Annotated in this window: 17 protein-coding genes; 3 read left to right on the top strand and 14 right to left on the bottom strand. The window is 44.0% G+C overall.

What is annotated here, in order from left to right:
• The first annotated feature begins 158 nt into the window (after positions 1–158).
• A complete protein-coding gene (locus FS373_RS06590) occupies positions 159–1,421 on the top strand; it encodes a valine--pyruvate transaminase (protein WP_144047241.1) in 1,263 nt (420 codons plus the stop codon).
• 290 nt (positions 1,422–1,711) lie between these two features.
• Here FS373_RS06590 and FS373_RS06585 read toward each other — a convergent pair whose 3' ends face one another.
• A complete protein-coding gene (locus FS373_RS06585) occupies positions 1,712–1,918 on the bottom strand; it encodes a cold-shock protein (protein ID WP_144047242.1) in 207 nt (68 codons plus the stop codon).
• 427 nt (positions 1,919–2,345) lie between these two features.
• The gene (locus FS373_RS06580) at positions 2,346–3,125 is read right to left on the bottom strand and encodes a TSUP family transporter (RefSeq protein ID WP_144047243.1); all 780 of its coding nucleotides are present in this window, start codon (positions 3,123–3,125) and stop codon (positions 2,346–2,348) included.
• 127 nt (positions 3,126–3,252) lie between these two features.
• Between FS373_RS06580 and gcvA the strand changes: the two genes are divergently transcribed.
• Positions 3,253–4,140, top strand: a complete 888-nt coding sequence (gcvA, locus tag FS373_RS06575) for a transcriptional regulator GcvA (RefSeq protein WP_144049042.1) — start codon at positions 3,253–3,255, stop codon at positions 4,138–4,140.
• Positions 4,141–4,239: 99 nt separating this feature from the next.
• Here the strand turns inward: gcvA and FS373_RS06570 are convergent, their stop codons facing one another.
• The 6 genes from FS373_RS06570 to FS373_RS06545 all read right to left on the bottom strand — a co-directional run bounded on the left by FS373_RS06570 (position 4,240) and on the right by FS373_RS06545 (position 9,980).
• On the bottom strand, positions 4,240–6,210 hold the full coding sequence (locus FS373_RS06570; protein ID WP_144047244.1) for an NERD domain-containing protein kinase family protein: 1,971 nt from the start codon (positions 6,208–6,210) through the stop codon (positions 4,240–4,242).
• Between the two features lie 210 nt (positions 6,211–6,420).
• Positions 6,421–6,807 carry a ribonuclease E inhibitor RraB gene (locus FS373_RS06565; RefSeq protein ID WP_152828982.1) on the bottom strand — a complete coding sequence of 129 codons (387 nt, stop codon included), beginning with the start codon at positions 6,805–6,807 and terminating at the stop codon, positions 6,421–6,423.
• A 34-nt stretch (positions 6,808–6,841) separates the two neighbouring features.
• The gene (locus FS373_RS06560; protein WP_144047246.1) at positions 6,842–7,075 is read right to left on the bottom strand and encodes an RNA-binding S4 domain-containing protein; all 234 of its coding nucleotides are present in this window, start codon (positions 7,073–7,075) and stop codon (positions 6,842–6,844) included.
• Positions 7,076–7,138: 63 nt separating this feature from the next.
• Complete coding sequence (locus FS373_RS06555; RefSeq protein WP_152828981.1) at positions 7,139–7,675, bottom strand: GNAT family N-acetyltransferase; 537 nt, start codon at positions 7,673–7,675, stop codon at positions 7,139–7,141.
• Positions 7,676–7,695: 20 nt separating this feature from the next.
• Positions 7,696–7,974 carry a peptidylprolyl isomerase gene (locus FS373_RS06550; protein WP_144047248.1) on the bottom strand — a complete coding sequence of 93 codons (279 nt, stop codon included), beginning with the start codon at positions 7,972–7,974 and terminating at the stop codon, positions 7,696–7,698.
• Between the two features lie 158 nt (positions 7,975–8,132).
• Entirely contained in the window at positions 8,133–9,980 is a 1,848-nt protein-coding gene (locus FS373_RS06545; protein ID WP_152828980.1) for a DUF885 domain-containing protein, read from the bottom strand.
• Between the two features lie 135 nt (positions 9,981–10,115).
• On the opposite strand from FS373_RS06545, the gene FS373_RS06540 reads away from it, so the two are divergent.
• Positions 10,116–10,625, top strand: coding sequence for a diguanylate cyclase domain-containing protein (locus FS373_RS06540; RefSeq protein ID WP_144047250.1), 510 nt, complete (start codon positions 10,116–10,118; stop codon positions 10,623–10,625).
• Between the two features lie 102 nt (positions 10,626–10,727).
• On the opposite strand, the gene FS373_RS06535 is transcribed toward FS373_RS06540, so the two are convergent.
• From FS373_RS06535 to FS373_RS06510, 6 genes are read right to left on the bottom strand one after another with little or no spacing between them, the layout of a single operon-like run.
• Positions 10,728–11,987: a tetratricopeptide repeat protein gene (locus FS373_RS06535; protein ID WP_144047251.1), complete on the bottom strand. Its 1,260-nt coding sequence runs from the start codon at positions 11,985–11,987 to the stop codon at positions 10,728–10,730.
• A gap of 2 nt (positions 11,988–11,989) precedes the next feature.
• Positions 11,990–12,610, bottom strand: coding sequence for an energy transducer TonB (locus FS373_RS06530; RefSeq protein WP_144047252.1), 621 nt, complete (start codon positions 12,608–12,610; stop codon positions 11,990–11,992).
• Position 12,611: 1 nt separating this feature from the next.
• A complete protein-coding gene (locus FS373_RS06525; protein ID WP_041419965.1) occupies positions 12,612–13,016 on the bottom strand; it encodes an ExbD/TolR family protein in 405 nt (134 codons plus the stop codon).
• A gap of 13 nt (positions 13,017–13,029) precedes the next feature.
• Positions 13,030–13,554 (bottom strand): MotA/TolQ/ExbB proton channel family protein, encoded by a 525-nt coding sequence (locus FS373_RS06520; RefSeq protein ID WP_144047253.1) that lies wholly within the window; start codon positions 13,552–13,554, stop codon positions 13,030–13,032.
• Entirely contained in the window at positions 13,554–14,909 is a 1,356-nt protein-coding gene (locus tag FS373_RS06515; RefSeq protein ID WP_144047254.1) for a MotA/TolQ/ExbB proton channel family protein, read from the bottom strand. The genes FS373_RS06520 and FS373_RS06515 overlap by 1 nt, the downstream gene beginning before the upstream one ends.
• Positions 14,909–15,691, bottom strand: a complete 783-nt coding sequence (locus FS373_RS06510) for a DUF3450 domain-containing protein (RefSeq protein ID WP_144047255.1) — start codon at positions 15,689–15,691, stop codon at positions 14,909–14,911. The genes FS373_RS06515 and FS373_RS06510 overlap by 1 nt, the downstream gene beginning before the upstream one ends.
• Between the last annotated feature and the right edge of the window lie 1,160 nt (positions 15,692–16,851).

The following is a 16,851-nucleotide window of genomic DNA, read 5'->3' as shown; positions in this document are numbered from 1 at the left end:
CCATAAGCCTAAACTGAACAAATAAATTGCGATTTATTTCGCAAAACATGATGGATTGCAAAATTAGGCACTTAAAAATGAAATAATGAGTGCGTTTCTTACTGAATATTGTTACTACAGGTATTCATAAGAAATTACGATTTTTAGGTATTAGGCTCATGCAGTATTCAAAGTTTGGTGAAAAATTTAATCGTAACTCCGGCATTAATCAGTTGATGAATGATCTCAATGATGGGCTACGCACACCAGGCGCCATTATGTTGGGCGGTGGCAACCCTGCCACTATTCCTGCGATGCAGGATTATTTTCACCAAGCAGCAAGCGAGATGCTGGCAAACGGTGAGTTGATAGCGGCATTAGGTAACTATGATGGTCCTCAGGGTAAAGATACCTTTCTAACAGCCTTAGCGGGCTTGTTACGGGAGACTTATGGCTGGGATATCAGCGAGAAAAATATCAGCCTGACCAACGGCAGCCAAAGTGCCTTCTTCTACCTGTTTAATCTGCTTGCTGGCAAGCAAGTTGATGGCAGCCACAAGAAAATACTCTTACCTCTGGCACCTGAATATATAGGTTACAGTGATGCCGGACTGGACGATGATATATTTGTCTCTTACCGCCCCGAAATCGAGATGCTAGATAACCGCATGTTTAAGTATCATGTGGATTTTGAGCAGCTAAAAGTGGATGACTCGGTAGCAGCAATATGTGTGTCTCGCCCCACCAATCCCACGGGCAACGTGTTGACCGATATTGAGATATCCAAATTAGACCTCTTAGCACGCAAAAATGACATTCCTCTTATCATAGATAACGCTTACGGCACCCCTTTCCCGAATATCATCTTCGAAGAAGTGACACCATTTTGGAACAGCAACACCATACTGTGTATGAGTTTATCCAAATTGGGTTTACCCGGCGTGCGCTGCGGCATCGTGATAGCCAATGAGGAGATCACTCAGGCGCTGACGAATCTTAATGGCATTATCAGCCTAGCCCCCGGAGGATTCGGCCCAGCCATTGCCAAGCACATGATTGAATCAGGCGATCTATTACGTTTAAGCGAATCGGTGATCAAACCTTTTTATAAAGAAAAATCAGAGTTTGCACTGTCTTTGTTACAGCAATCCATCACAGACAGCAGGTTCAAAATTCATAAACCAGAAGGTGCCATGTTCCTCTGGCTCTGGTTCGATGAATTGCCTATCACCACTATGGAGCTCTATGCCAGATTAAAGGCTCGTGGAGTATTGATAGTACCGGGAGAATATTTCTTCTTTGGACAGAAAGAACAATCGGAGGAAAAGTGGGAGCATGCCCACCAATGCTTACGAATGAACTATGTGCAAGATCAAGCCAAGATGCGTGAAGGAATTGCGATTATCGCAGAAGTAGTTGAGAAGGCTTATGCAAACTCTTAGGCTGCCGTGCTTACTTGTCAGATAACAAGTGTCAAATATCTTCTTAGGTTTGTTTCATTGAGCTGGTTTGGTATTTGGTCAATTGGCTAAATACCATAGCCTCAAATAACTTGCGAAAATGTTGAGAGATGAAAGTAGGTTAAGAGTGGCGAATCTTAAATGTTAATAAAAATTGATGCATTGTCCATTTAGACATCACCCACTAAAAACTTATTGGCACATAATGCCCAAAGCAGTCGGCACGCATTAACGTGTCCGACTGCCTTTGCATTTTATGTGCAGCTACCTATCTAAACAGGAACTACTTTATTTGCACAAGGACCTTTTTGACCTTGGCCAACTTCGAATTCAACAGCCTGGCCATCACTCAAAGTTGCGTATCCGCCACCAGCTTGAATTTCTGAATGATGAACAAACAGATCTTTGCTGCCATCTTCAGGTGTAATAAAGCCGAAACCTTTATCTGCGTTGAACCACTTAACTGTACCTTTAGCCATTATATTTACTCATAATTGTTGGTGAAAAACAAAAGTTTATATCCGAATTCACCGTTCGAATATAAATGTAAAAGTATACGACAAAACACATAAAAGCTTAGTATTTATGCGTTGCGCTGGTTACCAAGCATAAATTGCTTGGTAAACTTGGCTGCTGCCACATCTACATTATGGGGTATGCTATAGGAGTTTTCTTTTTTACGGTAGTCGTTTTTAAGCTTATACGATAAAAAGGTCAGACAGGATAATGTCGAATGGTCTTATAGATCAACTTATGTAGATGCTGCTAGCTTCAAAGCAGGGTCAAAGATGATCCCACATTTTCGGGAGTCCCATCATCTGCCCCATATAAATATGGGAAATGTCAGGAACACTTTATACCATATTAAGGTAGAAGTTTTGGCAAAATCCACACTCTCAAGCTCAGTTAAACCCAAGCAAAAAGATCATATTGTGTCGACAGTAGCTTTACACTCATGGCGATAGACATAGTGACGACCAATGGCTTGATTATTTTTGTCCCCTTAGTCAGGACGAGTCTGGAGCCCAGAGTGGCTCCGATTGCCTGACCAACGAGCATGACACCTCCGAGCAACCAAAATACTTTGCCACCGATGGCAAAAAAAATGAGTGAGGCAATATTGGTCGAGAAGTTGAGCACTTTGGCATGAGCTGTGGCTTTGGCGAGGCCAAAACCAGCAAGAGACACGAAGGCTAATGCGAAGAAACTGCCTGTTCCCGGGCCAAAGAATCCATCATATAACCCAACGCCGAATGCTGCTGTAAAACCAAACATAACAGGTGTAAAGACTTGATGTTTGTCCTCTTCGCTGATCTTCTTTGAAAACAGAAAGTAGCCACCTATACCTAGAATTAAGAAGGGTAATAATGTCTCTAAGAAAGCTGTGTCGACCATCTGTACGGCTATGGTACCAATAGCGGCACCGACAAAGGCACAAGCGATAGCCAACTTCATCTCACCGAGTTTCACCATGCCTTTACGCACAAAGTATAGGCTGGCAAAGAAACTGCCACCACAGGCTTGCAGCTTGTTGGTCGCCAGTGCTGCTGTAGGCGGAAGACCTGCCCACATAAGTGCTGGAATAGTGATTAAACCACCGCCTCCCGCAATCGCGTCGATAAAGCCTGCCAACATAGCCACGCCAAACAGGAGTGCGATAAGTTCATAGGATAGTTCCAATGGCATAGATAAGTCTCAAAATAGTTTACACGCGTAGAATGGTATTATTAGACGATATTTGCACAAGATGTGCAAAGGAGTTATCGTCCACTTAGAGTGAGATATTCTCACACAAATAATCAGCGGGCACATGATGCATTCACCTCTTCCACCACTCAATTCACTCCTGGCTTTTGAATCTGCCGCGAGACACTTGAGTTTTAGCAAAGCGGCCAACGAACTCTTCGTTACTCATGGGGCCATCAGCAAACAGATCAAGGGATTGGAGTCATTTGTAGGCGTCCCCTTATTCATTCGCCAACATAGAAAATTATTGCTCACTGATGATGCCCAACGTTACCTCGTTCAGGTGCAGTCGGCGCTGCAGACCATAAATAATGCGACAGATGAGATAAAGTCACAACAGATGCGAACTCAGACGCTCTCTATCAACGTCTTGCCTAGCCTCACCATCAATTGGCTTATCCCCCGGATGGAGGAATTTAAGCGGCGACACCCTCATCTGTATGTGGATCTCTCCATTGGCGATTTTGCGGTAGATTTCGATAAGAGCCGTTGTGACATCGCCATCAGAAGTGCTCAGAATGAGCCGACAGATGCCAACTTTATCAAGCTAATGGATGAAGATCTCTGCTTGGTATGTTCCCCTCTGTTAGCCGAACAACTTAACACCGTCGAAGACATCAACAAGATGACCTTGCTTAAACACACGACCAGGCCAGAGCTTTGGCCCTACTGGTCACAGCAGGTTGGACTGGCTTTGACCACAGATAAGAAGTTTGGCATGGAACATTTCTATATGCTCAGCCAAGCAGCAGCTGGTGACATGGGAGTCGCACTTATTCCAAGATTTTTTATCGAAGAGCAACTGGCTGATGGAAGTTTAGTTATCCCCTTCGATACAGGTTTCACCAGTCCTTACATCTACTACGTGTTGACCCCAAAATCCAGTAACCTGTCACTCAAAGCCCAAGCCTTTATCGATTGGTTATTAGAGATATTCGCCCCCTACCGTAACTAGCAACTCCTAGCTCCTAAACCCTAGCGTCACAGAGTATCAAACATAAAAAAGAAGCCCAAATAGAGCTTCTCTTTTTATGTTTGAGGGTGAAAATACCCCTTAAACTAAACTATCTACCACATCGAAGGCTTGAAGATAATTCATTCCCGGCGTAGCCTCGAATTCAAAATTTAATACCTTCATGCAGGTATCGAAGGTCTTCTCACCAAACCACTGCTTATCGAAAGAATTAAGCGCTTGAATAATCCCCTCACGTCCTCCGTCTCCCTGCAATGACATAGGTGCCAAAGTGGAGATAAAGCCGGCCACTAAACCATAAAGATCTCTCTCAGCATCACCTTCTGCGGCCCAGAGTTTAGGGTCGGCATAGCGACTGGCGTAGTGACTAGTCGCAATGTCTAAGCCGATGCCAAAGTTGACTAAGATAGCTTTCTCTTGGTTACAGATAATATTTTTAGGACAAATGGCACCATGATAAATATCCATCTGATGCATATATTGCAATCCGCTTAGCAGCTGCGTAAACCACATCACAGGCTGACCCAATTGAATTTCAGGCAGCTCATCCAGAGATACGCCATACTCCCATGCTCGTGCGATAAAGAGCTCGTCACTCAGGGGCAACTGGCCAAAACCCAACACCTTTTCGACATGGGGGTGATGTAATTTAGACAGGCTACGATATAAGTTACTCAAGGTGGGCCATTTGGCCTCTACCTTAGTATAAATTGAAACACCACACTGATATTGCCCCTGGATGTGGGTTGCACGCCAGAACTGGCTATTAGGCGTTGCCGCGATAAATTGCTCCAGCTTATAGTGGTGATCGATTATCGCCCCAGTGGTGATTTCTACTCGCTCCGGCAAGGTATCGCAAACGCCATTATCTATCAGTGCCGACAGATCACATCTAAGGGCATCAAGATCGACTGTGCCGCCTTTAGCCGCCAAACGATACCATTGGTATACACGCGGTTGTTTAGTCTGCTCAGCTAGAGCCTGGAATCCTGCTGCATAAGCTTGAATATCTTCACTGCTATTGAGGTTATCTTTGATATCAATAAACTCGACATCCCCCAGATCAGATACAAAAATACAGTTCCCTGTCCAGCCACCAACAGTATATCCTCTGCGGTGGATCTGCTGCAGACCAGAGACTGAGCGCCTTAAGATCTCAAGCAGTTGATAGGTCGTTAATGATTCAGCTTCAAGTATGTTTAATGGTAAGCCTCTTGGCATCCTTATTGGAAGTACTAGCTGCTCACCATCCTGTATAAGCGGTGCGCAATAGGGAACGCCACTACAGCCAGTGAGCGCTTGCAGACGCTTAAACTCAGATCGCAAACGACTCTCATGTTCCTCTGACTGCTCTTTATCGACAAACTGAGTCGGTATCAGAATTTTCAGTAACCAGGGAGCCGTCCACCCACCAGGATTGTACTCTGCCTGCCAGACCTCTAAGCCACTTTGAATGAACAGACACTTGAGCTTAGTGAAATCCTGGATCTTATTATTACGTTGCTCAACAAGGGCGACCTGACCTATGGTTTTAAGCACCATCTCTTTTTGCTCATCAGTCACCTGATGGCTGCGAGGCGCTGTAAGCCCCCACTCCTTGGTCAGAGCGGCAACGATCTGTTGCGGCGTATAGATACTCAAAGACCCTTGTTGCTTCTCCAGCTCAATCTCCTCACCCCTGCGTCCGGTCACAAATACCATTCCCTGACACCAGGGCGCATAGACACCAACAGGGATCTTATGCTTGACGTTACCCGCCAGAACGCGGGCAACATAGTTGGCCTTGGCCAGACTGTTATCCACCTGCCTGCCATCTAAGGACCAGGCATGAAGTCCGGCATCTAAGCGTCCTATATAGCCTTTGACATCGACGACATACACACCCCATTCGCCGATAACCAGCGCATCAACTTCCATGGCTTGCCCGGATTTAGTTGGGATCTCCACATTGGTGAGTAATATGTAATTATCGGGTAGCTCATCCGCCAACAAGGAAAAAGCCCAACGTTCGGCATCATTGACTGGAGTTCCAAAACTTATCTGCTTTGCCATTCTCTCTGGTCCTTCTGTGGCTATTACCCAACTTGTTAAATCTAGGTGTGAGTATGGTAAACCATTTGATGCTACATCATGAATTAGAGGCATAAAAAAAGCCACTCAAATGGTGGCTTAATACAAAATATCTGTCATCTCATCGCTTAGCGATGTAAACCCAATAAAAACGCCACCAAGTGGCATCAATCGAGATGCGTAGCAGACTGATTAGTGCTTACACTCGTCACTACATTCGTGCTCGTCATCGGCAAACTCATCGTCGCCCTCTTGATGCTGCATCACGCCCCAACCATCGGTCACGCCGCCGAACTCTTGGGCAAATGTATTGAGCTCAACTTCTCGATCGACTATGGCTTGATACTCAGGAACCATGGGAATACAAACAATCAGCTCCCACTGGCCAAGCTCGTCGTTGAGATGAAGCTCAAATTCACCTTCAAGCCCAGACTTTGCCAGCTCTTCACTGGCATACTCGGCATCTCTTTGGTCATCAAAAACAAGGAAGAAGTCGACATCAAGTTGCTTGGTCAGATCAATACCCGCATCGGCCATCGCTGCGAGCATCTTGCCATTGTCATCATCTGGAAATTGCATTTATTACTCCACTTAATTGTTATTCAATCACCAATTAAGGTGCAATGACTATCTGTACTGACTCGCCATTGAAAGAAACCACTTCACCAGCCCGGACTTTTTTACGCTTACGGGTCTCAACTTCACCGTCAACGGTTACCTTGCCTTCACTAATAACGAATTTAGCTTCACCGCCCCCGCCAATCATGGCCTGGACTTTTAAAATTTTATATAACTCTATGTACTCTTCACCTGGCAATAGGGCCAAGGTTTCTATTTGTGCTGTCACACGTATTACCTTTAATCAAAATTCTTATGAGATTATAGCACCGAGCTTAGACAAGGATAATACCTATTCGCCTCTTTCATGGCTCAATAGGCCATAAGTACAATCATCAATCCAGATATCATCGATTTTATAGTTGTCTCTCAGCACGCCTTCCAGTTGGAAGCCATTTTTCTCCAACACTTTTACCGATGCGATATTCTGTTTCGCACACAGGCCGATAAACTTGTGCACCTGAAAACTTAAGCAAGCCCAGTCAATGACCGCCTTAAGACCCTCAGTAGCATAACCCTTACCTTGACCTTCGTTGGCTAACATATAACCCACTTCGGCGCGGTCACAATCGTGATTAACGCAATATAATCCGGTATAGCCAATAAATTTATCGGTTCCAATCTCCTCTATGACCAGAGTCAACCAGTCACCGGATTCATATTGCCAGGGTACTAACCTATGCTCGAAATTTTCCAGAATCACAGACGCCACGACCGGCTGTCTGACAAATTGATTGATGATAGGATCTTGATGAAGCATCAAGAAATTATCCCAATCATCGGCTCTGAGACTGCGAAGCCTGAGCCGATCGGTATAGAGTTCGAGCATAGAGTATGACCTTTTGCTAATTATCCGCGGCTTGTCACTTCAAGCAGGTGATAACCAAATTGTGTCTTAACAGGGCCTTGAACTTCATTCAGAGGCGCATTGAACACGACTTCATCAAACTCTTTAACCATCATGCCTGGGCCGAAAGAACCAAGGTCACCACCTTGAGCACTCGACGGACAAGATGAGTTAGCCTTTGCCACATCACCAAAATCTGCACCGGCTAAGATTTCCTGCTTAAGTGCTTCACATTTATCTTCGCTGCTAACTAGTAGATGTCTTGCTGTGGCTTGTACCATGGTGTAACTCCTAACGTTGTGATGAATTTGCCTGCCAGTATCTAGATACCTTAGCGATGACAAATTTTAGAAAAAATAAACCCAGCCAGTATATTGATAAAAGCCGGGTTTAAAAAGCTTTAGCTGATGAAACTGTGTTTAACTAATCTCGTATTCAATTACTTCTGAGTTTCTATCCAATGATGGATCTTCAACTCCATCACCGCCATAGGCAAAGAGCCTGAGGTTAAGATCTGATCATGGAAGACTTTTAGGTCGAACTTATCGCCTAATTCAGCTTCCGCTTCAGCTCTAAGAGAAAGAATCTTGAGTTGACCCACTTTATAGGACAGTGCCTGTCCAGGTATAGCCATATAGCGCTCAACTTCGGCGACGATGTCCGACTCAGCCATGGGCGAGTTATCTTTCATGTATTGAATCGCTTGTTCACGTGTCCAGCCTTTAGCGTGAAGGCCGGTATCAACCACTAGGCGCATAGCGCGTAGCATCTCATCAGACAGCTTACCAAAATACTGATAAGGGTCATTGAACAGCCCCATCTCAACCCCTAAATATTCGGCATACAGGGCCCAGCCCTCTTCGAACGCAGTGTAATTGCCAAAACGTTGAAACTCTGGCACTCCAGTTAACTCTTGCTTTATGGCTATTTGGAAGTGATGTCCAGGGGCAGCCTCATGCAGAGACAGGGTCGTCATCCCCCACTTAGGCTGCGCTTTTAAGTTAAAGGTGTTGATATAGAACACACCAGGACGAGAGCCATCAACGGCTGGAGATTCATATGATGCACCAGCCGCAGACTGCTCACGGAAGCTTTCCACTGGCTTAACCACATAATCGGCCTTTGGCATTATATTGAAATACTCAGGTAGCTCAGCATTTATCTGCTCTTTAAGGCTCATATAACCATCGATAAGGCCCTGGCGATCAGTGAAGAAATATTCTGGCTCAGATGACAGAGATGCGAAGAAAGCCTTCAAATCTCCCTTAAATTTAACCTGCTCACGTACCTTATCCATCTCAGACAAGATACGAGCCACTTCACTCAGACCAATCTGATGGATTTCATCCACTGGCATCAGGGTAGTCGTGTGGGAATTAGCCAGATGCTGATACCAAACTTTACCGTTAGGTAAGTCCCACCAACCATCGCTAGCGCGGGCAACAGAGAGATATTTAGTCTCGAAATACTCAGTTAATGAGGCTAGTGCCGGGATTAACTCTTGATTGATAAGTTGAGTGTAACTCGCGGTGAGTTCAGCTTTATCTGTATCAGAAAAGCTCTGCGGCAGATTATTTATTGGCGCGTAGAATAAGCTCTTACTGGCATCATCGACAAGCTGAGCCTTAAGCTGAGGGATAATGCGCTCGACTAACACCCGAGGCAGAACGACCTTGCTTCTTGCTCCCTCGTCCATGCGCTCTTGTGCAAGCTTAGTCCAGGCGATGAACCCAGATAAACGAGATGCCCAGTTATGGTAATCTTCGACGGTATTAAATGGTTGAGCACTTTCACCACTGCCCAGTTGTACCATACTGATAACTGTGCTGTAGAACTGATTCATTGGCATGAAACGAGCTGGGAATGTTTCATCTACCAGAGCGACATTTCTATCATAGGTAAACATGTCATAACTTAGCTGTAGCTCAGGAGATAAAGCACTTCTGTCTATCATCTTGACTCTTGCCAAATAACTGGTATTTAAATCATGACGCGTCTTCAAATACTCATTTGTAAGATCACCGCCAAACTGATCGTTATAATCATTGACCCCAACAAATGTGGCATAGATAGGCTCAAGCTTAAGATAGTCCTTAAAGAATTCGTCCACCAATGCCAGGTAAGCCTGCTCTACAGATGCTTCTTTTTTCTGGCTGGTTTGTACGACTTCAGAAGAGGTACTGATTGCGGTTGAACCTGCGTCTTTGCTTACTTTATTTTCATTATCTGAACAGCCTGTGATCCCCAGTACTAACCCTATTGATACGGCTAAAAAAGCTCTTCTCATCTGTTTCTTTCCCTATATTCGGTGCAATTGCTTGTTATTTTCTATACTTATTGCAAACGTACAAAATTATTTGTACTGCTATATTTATACAGCTATCTCAATCTTCTTCTTTGTAGGACCGAAAGGAGCCAGTCTATGATCTATTCATTTCGCAACTCAGGTTTCAGAGATCCAGAAACTGGCGTCTATAATCAAACCTACTTTATGGAGGTTTTCAACCGCGAATGGCATCGCCATATCAGAGATCACCAAAGTCTGGCTCTATTGTATCTGTGCCCGCACATACATGAAACAGTTAAGCAACCTCATCTGCTCGAATTCTTTATGAAACAGGTACAAGAAGCCATCTTAAGAACAACAGACCTAGTAGCGAGACTCAACAATAACAGCTTTGCATTAGGGTTATTCAACATTGATGAGGCTGGTACTCAGATTGTGTTGCATAGAATTGAAAAGAAAATTGAAAACTTCAATATAGAATACGGCAAAAAACACACGAGTCACATCGATTACGAACTCGCTGGCTATACTTGCACGCCGGCGCGTAACCTAAGCATAGAGTTGATTTTTCAAGACGTAGAGAATTTAACTCATGAATTAGAGATGGAAAAACATCGACATATTGAGTTGAGGCAGATGCAGTAAATGAAGGTTCTAAGTTCTAGTAAGATTGCAGTTTTCTAGGAATTCACAGCAATAAAAAAGCCCCTTTCGGGGCTTTTAAAAACTCATTTAGTCAAGTTAAAGTTACAGTGTTACGTTATGAACACGTGCCTTCTCTTTGATATAAGAGATATAACTCTTCGCTGAACGAGCCGTCTTCTTATCCTTCGCCGCTAACTTAGCACGCGAATAAGCAGACTTATATTGCTTAAGGTTTAAATAAGCAAGTGCTAGCTCAAATTGAGCCTCACCCGGATTATCAATGCCTGCGTCGAGTGACTTCTTAAACGCGGAAACAGCGGCTTTAGACTTACCATCCAGAGACAGGATTCGACCCTGTCTTAGATAATATTTGCCATTGTTGCCCGCATCTGCAGCCTTACCATAATATGAAGCAGCTTCTTTCAACTCTTTCGCGTTGTGATAGAAACCAGCCAAAATCCCAAGAGTTTTCTCTTCCTCTTTGATCATGCCCGACTTCATGTGCTTCTCATATATTTTGGCTGCACGGTATGGCGAACCATTCTGTGCAAGTAGCTGAGTTAAACGAGTAATGTTACCCGCAGTCTCAAGAAAACCATTTTTATAAGCAAGATCATAAGTGGCTAACGACTTAGTGTACTTTTCAGTCATCAAATAAAACTGAGCTAACTGAACCCAAAGACGTTTATCATCCTGGAAAAGTGGCACCATGGTTTCTAGCACTTTTACCGCTTCCGGATACTTCTTCTGATTGAAGTAAGCCGTTAGCTTCATCTGATACAAACCTTTATCAGGCTTATCAGACAGTGATAGTCCCTTGTTAGCGGCCTCAAGAACCTTGTTCCAGTTCTTCTGCTCTGAGTAACCAATACCTATACGACGGTAGACTTGAGCATCCTCTTTACAGGTAAACTCCATCCACTTGTAGTAATAAGTGATCGATTCTTTAAACTTCTTCTCTTGAATCAAGAGGTCGGCATAAAGTCTCAGCGTCGCAGCATGGTCACCGCCACCTAAGATATCGGCATCGACAGCAGTCTTAAGATACTTAATTGCTGTACCCATCTGAGACTTTTCGGCGTAGAAATTACCCAACATGCGGTCAATATATGCTTTATCGAAATCACTCTTAGGGTTGGCCTCGAGTAATATCGCGATGGCTCCGTCAACGTCGCCTTCAGTATAAGCTTTGAAAGATTTTTGCACTTTCTTCGCTGCACTTTGACCAACGGCTTTAGACTTACGACTCTCGATAGGACACTTCTCGACAGCCGATGCTGCCGGAACTAGTGCTAAACTACCACCAAAAGAAAGTAATAAAGCGGCAGCTATACTAGTCGTTCTTAAACTAAGTTTACGCATCGTTATCTGCCTCCTTTGTCTAAGGTGAAGTCCAACTGAACTTTCATACCAGTTTGTCTAAGTGCCTTACCGTCAACAATCTTCGGCTTATATTTCCACTTTTTAAGTGCGCGCCTAGCTTCTTTGTTAAACAATCGCTTAGGTTCAGCCTTAATAATTTTAACGTCTTCAACACCACCGAGTTCGTTAATGGTAAAGCTAAGCTGTACCCAGCCTTCTTTACCATCGCGTGCTGCGGCTATCGGATACTGAGGCTCGATGCGAACGATAGGTGTAGCATCACCATCGCGCGTCATCATGTTACCCAGTTTAAAGCCTGTGTTTGCACCACCAGTTTCAACACCACCCATGTTAAATGACATGTTTGTATCTATGTCAGATGAACTGTCAGGCGGAGTTGTATCCGGCTTAGGTGGCTGCTCAGGTGGCGCAGGAGGCTTAGGTTTAACCCTAGGTTTCTTCTGTGCTGATGCATCCTCTTTGCTCATGGTTATTTCGATGATAGGTGATTCTGTTGAAGCATCGTGGCGGGTTGGACCGCCACCTATCAAAAATGCCATGAAGACAAATAAGGCATAAGTCACAGCACCACCAAGTAGTAATGATACTATTCCTCTAAGCATATTAGTCTTTCCCCGCCGATACAGATATCTTATCTACGCCCGCCTTCTTCACACTATCCATTACCTTGATAACCAGACCATGCTTGGCATCTTTATCGGCTTGGATTAGCACGGCCGCTTCTGGAGCCTCTGCAAGCATACGCTCTACGTTTGCAGTTACACGCTCGATATCGACCAGACGGTTCTCCATCATAATGGTTCCTGTCTTGCTCACACCGATGAAGATGTTAGCAGAGGGCTTCTTAGTCGCTGTAGACGCTTCTGGCTTGGTATAATCAAGGCCTGAAGGTTTAACAAACGAAGTTGTTACAATGAAGAAGATCAACATGATAAACACGATGTCTAGCATCGGTGTCATATCAATTTGAGCTTCCTCTTCCACGCTGGAATGCTTTCTACGTGCCATGTTCAATCTCTCTCTAGTGGTGACGCATGCTGTCTTTTAGCTTTTCTAAACTGATTTTCATCTTAGCGTCCAGACGAGTACTAAAGAATACCCCCGATAACGCCGCTACCATTCCCGCCATTGTCGGCATGGTCGCCATTGAAATACCAGCTGCCATCATACGAGCATTACTCGTCCCATGAACTGCCATCACATCGAATACCGAAATCATACCTGTCACTGTGCCTAAAAGACCTATCATAGGGCAGATGGCAACTAAGGTTTTAATAAACAGCATACGTGCATTCAAATTTTGTTTCGCTTGGGAAAGCCAGGCTTCACGGATGCGGTGTGCATACCAAGAGGTAGAATCCTCTCGGGCATCCCATGAGGTTATGATTGCCTTATGTTCGTTTGGTGATATCCAATTGAGATACCAGTAACGTTCAAGCATCAATACCCACATGACAAACAACACTGCCGCGACCAACCAGAGAACATCGCCTCCGGCGGCCATAAAGCCCCTGACGGAATCCCAGATATCCATCAGGAATAACATTAGGCGTTCCTCTTCTCAGCGTGAGTCGCAACCATGCCTGCACTCTGTTCTTCAAGTACCTGTACGATTGACTTACTGCGAGCAATAACAATTGCGTGCATAAGCATCAGAGGTAGAGCAGCGACCAGACCCTGTACAGTAGTCATCAATGCCATCGAGATACCGCCAGCCATAAGCTTAGGATCGCTAGTACCAAACAACTGGATGCTTTGGAAGGTAGCAATCATACCGGTTACTGTACCGAGTAGACCCATCATAGGTGCGATTGCAGCGAGTACCTTAATGATCGAGATACGAGCCTCTAGTGCCGGTGTCTCTTTCAGAATGGCTTCATCAAGCTTAAGTTCCAGCGTTTCAACATCGACATCTTTGTTGTCGTGGAAAGCCTTAAGAATACGACCTAAGGCATTGTCACCTGGGTTATCCAGATTTTTGCGTTGGGCTTTAACTTTAGCGCCTACAAGAGTAAGCGTGACTATACGCTCGATAGAGATGATGGCACCGATAATAAGCAGGCCAATAATGATGTAACCGATAGTTCCACCCGCTTCGATACGATCTTCAATAGTCGGCTTCTGCGTGAAGATGCTCAACAACACACCCTTAATAGGATCTATGTAGAGAGGAGCGATACCAGAAGTGATATCCTGAAACTTAGACACAGCTTTGACTTGGTAACCGGATGGTTGCTGCGATAGCTCCTGAATCAGACCAAGGTCGGCGTTATAAACAACATATTTACCATCGGCAAGTAAGTTAAAGGCACCCACTCGTGTGATGGTCGTATTACGGATATTACCGTCGATATCGGTAACAGCACCTTCGAAGTTGACAACCTTGCCAGACTGCGCCATTTCAAATAACTGCTCTTCCCAGAAACGCTCCAGTTCGTCGATCTTTGGCAGTTGCTTACGCGCACCAAGTTCTGCGATGAAGACATCACGTCCAGGATATTGAGCACTGATGTTAGACGCTACCAGTTTACCGGAGAAATCACCGGCATCACCTTTAACGACACCGAACATCTCACCCAAGTCACCTTGAGCCGTTTTTAGGTTCTCTTCCAACTCGCCAATTTTGCGCTCGTTATCCAAGAAAGCTTGGCTTAAATCTTTACCGCGTTGACGCTCGGTAGCTAAAGCATTCTTTTCACGTTTAAGTAGAGCGGCCTTATCGCCACGTTCATTTCTGAACTCTTGCTCACGCTTCTTGTTTGTCTTCGAAGCATTAGCACGATCTGTTTGAACCTGCTTAAGCAGCTGGTCGATCGTTTTAGGCGCATCTGCTGCACTCGCAATACCTGAAGATAAAACCAGGGTTGCAGCAACGATTGCTGTAGTTATTAACTTCTTCATTATTGTGCAGCCTCCGCAGCAGGGATTGGTAACGAGAATAGATCCGGAGCACCCTGTTTACGTGCAATGCGGATGCCTTTAGTCAGTTCACGAAGATAGCTTTCATCTAGCTCATCCCATGCCTTAGTTTCATCGTTAAACATCCAAGCTGACTTCTGGTCTAAGCTCTGTGCATAAAGGGCTACTCGGCCTAAGTTGAAGAAATCAACCAAGACCTCTTTACCATTGAGTTCAAGCTGACCGGTTTTAACGGCAACGAAACTGCCGTATTCACGCTCGATGCTGTATGCATCAAGGATCAGACGAAACTTCTCGGCAAGTGTCACTTCTGCACTGTTCAATAGTGCCTTAAGATTGTTTACGCGCTCAATACGAGTTTCTTGATTGAAAGGAAGATCCAGAGCAATAAACTGCTCCAGTGCGTCAACCATCTTAAACATAAGAGGAACAACACCTTGACGAAGTGTATCAACGCCATTGATGTCATCTTGAATTAATTTCATTGTTGCTTCTTGATCTGCTACCAGACCAGCAACGTAATCATTGTAAGATTTTAGTGATTCGCGCTCATCTGCAACTGAACCATACTCGAACACCATGTCCTGAGCTTGGTCAAAGTACTTATCTACTTTCTTTTGAGATGTTGCTGCTTCAGCGTGAATTTTGCTGTCAGCCTTCTGAACGTCAGAAAGAGGATCTGCAATCACTAAGTTTGAGCCAGCTAAGGCTAGTGCGCCTACGAGCGCTGTAGCGATTTTTGTTTTATTGCTTACCTTGGACATAGTTCCCAACCAATTTGAAGTAAAATTAAAAAGGTTTAACTTATTAACAACATGGAATTCCGCTTATATTTGCGATAATTTCCTGCTTATAAGTATGTCTTTCTCTTGTGATTGTTAATTATTATCTTATTTTTCTACACCGAATAAGGTGTAGCACCGCTGGCATCATTTCACAAATTGTTGACCTGTGTCAACAATTGAAACGACCTAAAACTAGTGAAAAAAGGCATTAGAGGGGGGAAAAGCTACAAAAGGCAGGTTTTCGAACAAGTCATATATCATATGATTAACAGGAGTCAGGGCTTAAAGACAAAAAAAACGCTGTAAGACTTTGGTTTTAATTAACAATAACGCAGCAACAAACTGGCAATATTATTCACAATCTCGCAACAGTTGCTGGTTTTACCAGTAAACTAATTATATATTCTCCTTTAAAAGCAATCCATTTCTTTGCTAAATGCTAATGTGTAGATTCAATTACATCCAAGATTCACACCGAGCGCACGACAAGGTTTGGCGTGACGCAGATCACAATGACAATTCTCTGGTGAGTGACTTAATTTCGACAGAACAGGATATTAGGTGATAATTCCATCATTTTCAATGTAGAGCGTTTCACTGAACCCAAATGTGATGCTATGAAATATTCACAAAAACGCGCGATCTATTCTGTTGCGTTTTAGCGGTAAAAAATCAAGTCTTCAATACTATTTCTATAGAGTTAGGGTCTACTGCTTCGCGAACTCAATATTGTCTCTCTTTTTATCTACACTCCAAAATATTCTCTGGTTAAACAGTGTAGAAAGATAGGTCAGAATGGGAAGTGGTAAAATAGAGAGGTTTAAAAATCATCCATGGCAGATCTATGTCCAAATTTACTATCCATACATATGACTGCACGACTAGCAGGCTCAGCTATTTAGAAGAGCGATTTTAAATATTGTCTCATTACTGTACTCCTGAAGTAGAAGAATCAGCATCTTATTTTGAAACCAAAAACTACCGAGATTAAACTCTTCTTTGATGTATTACTGGAGAACGTTGCCTATTAATCGCCACCATTTGCTTTAACCTTGCATTCAATTGTTGTTTTTGTTCATGAGAATAGTTTGTAGGCCTGTTTAATGGCTAACTAGTGGTGCATAACCAAAATATCGGTT

It is taken from the genome of Shewanella sp. YLB-07, assembly GCF_009377275.1.
Note: the sequence above shows the minus strand (reverse complement) of the source record. Positions and strands in the feature narration are given on the sequence as shown.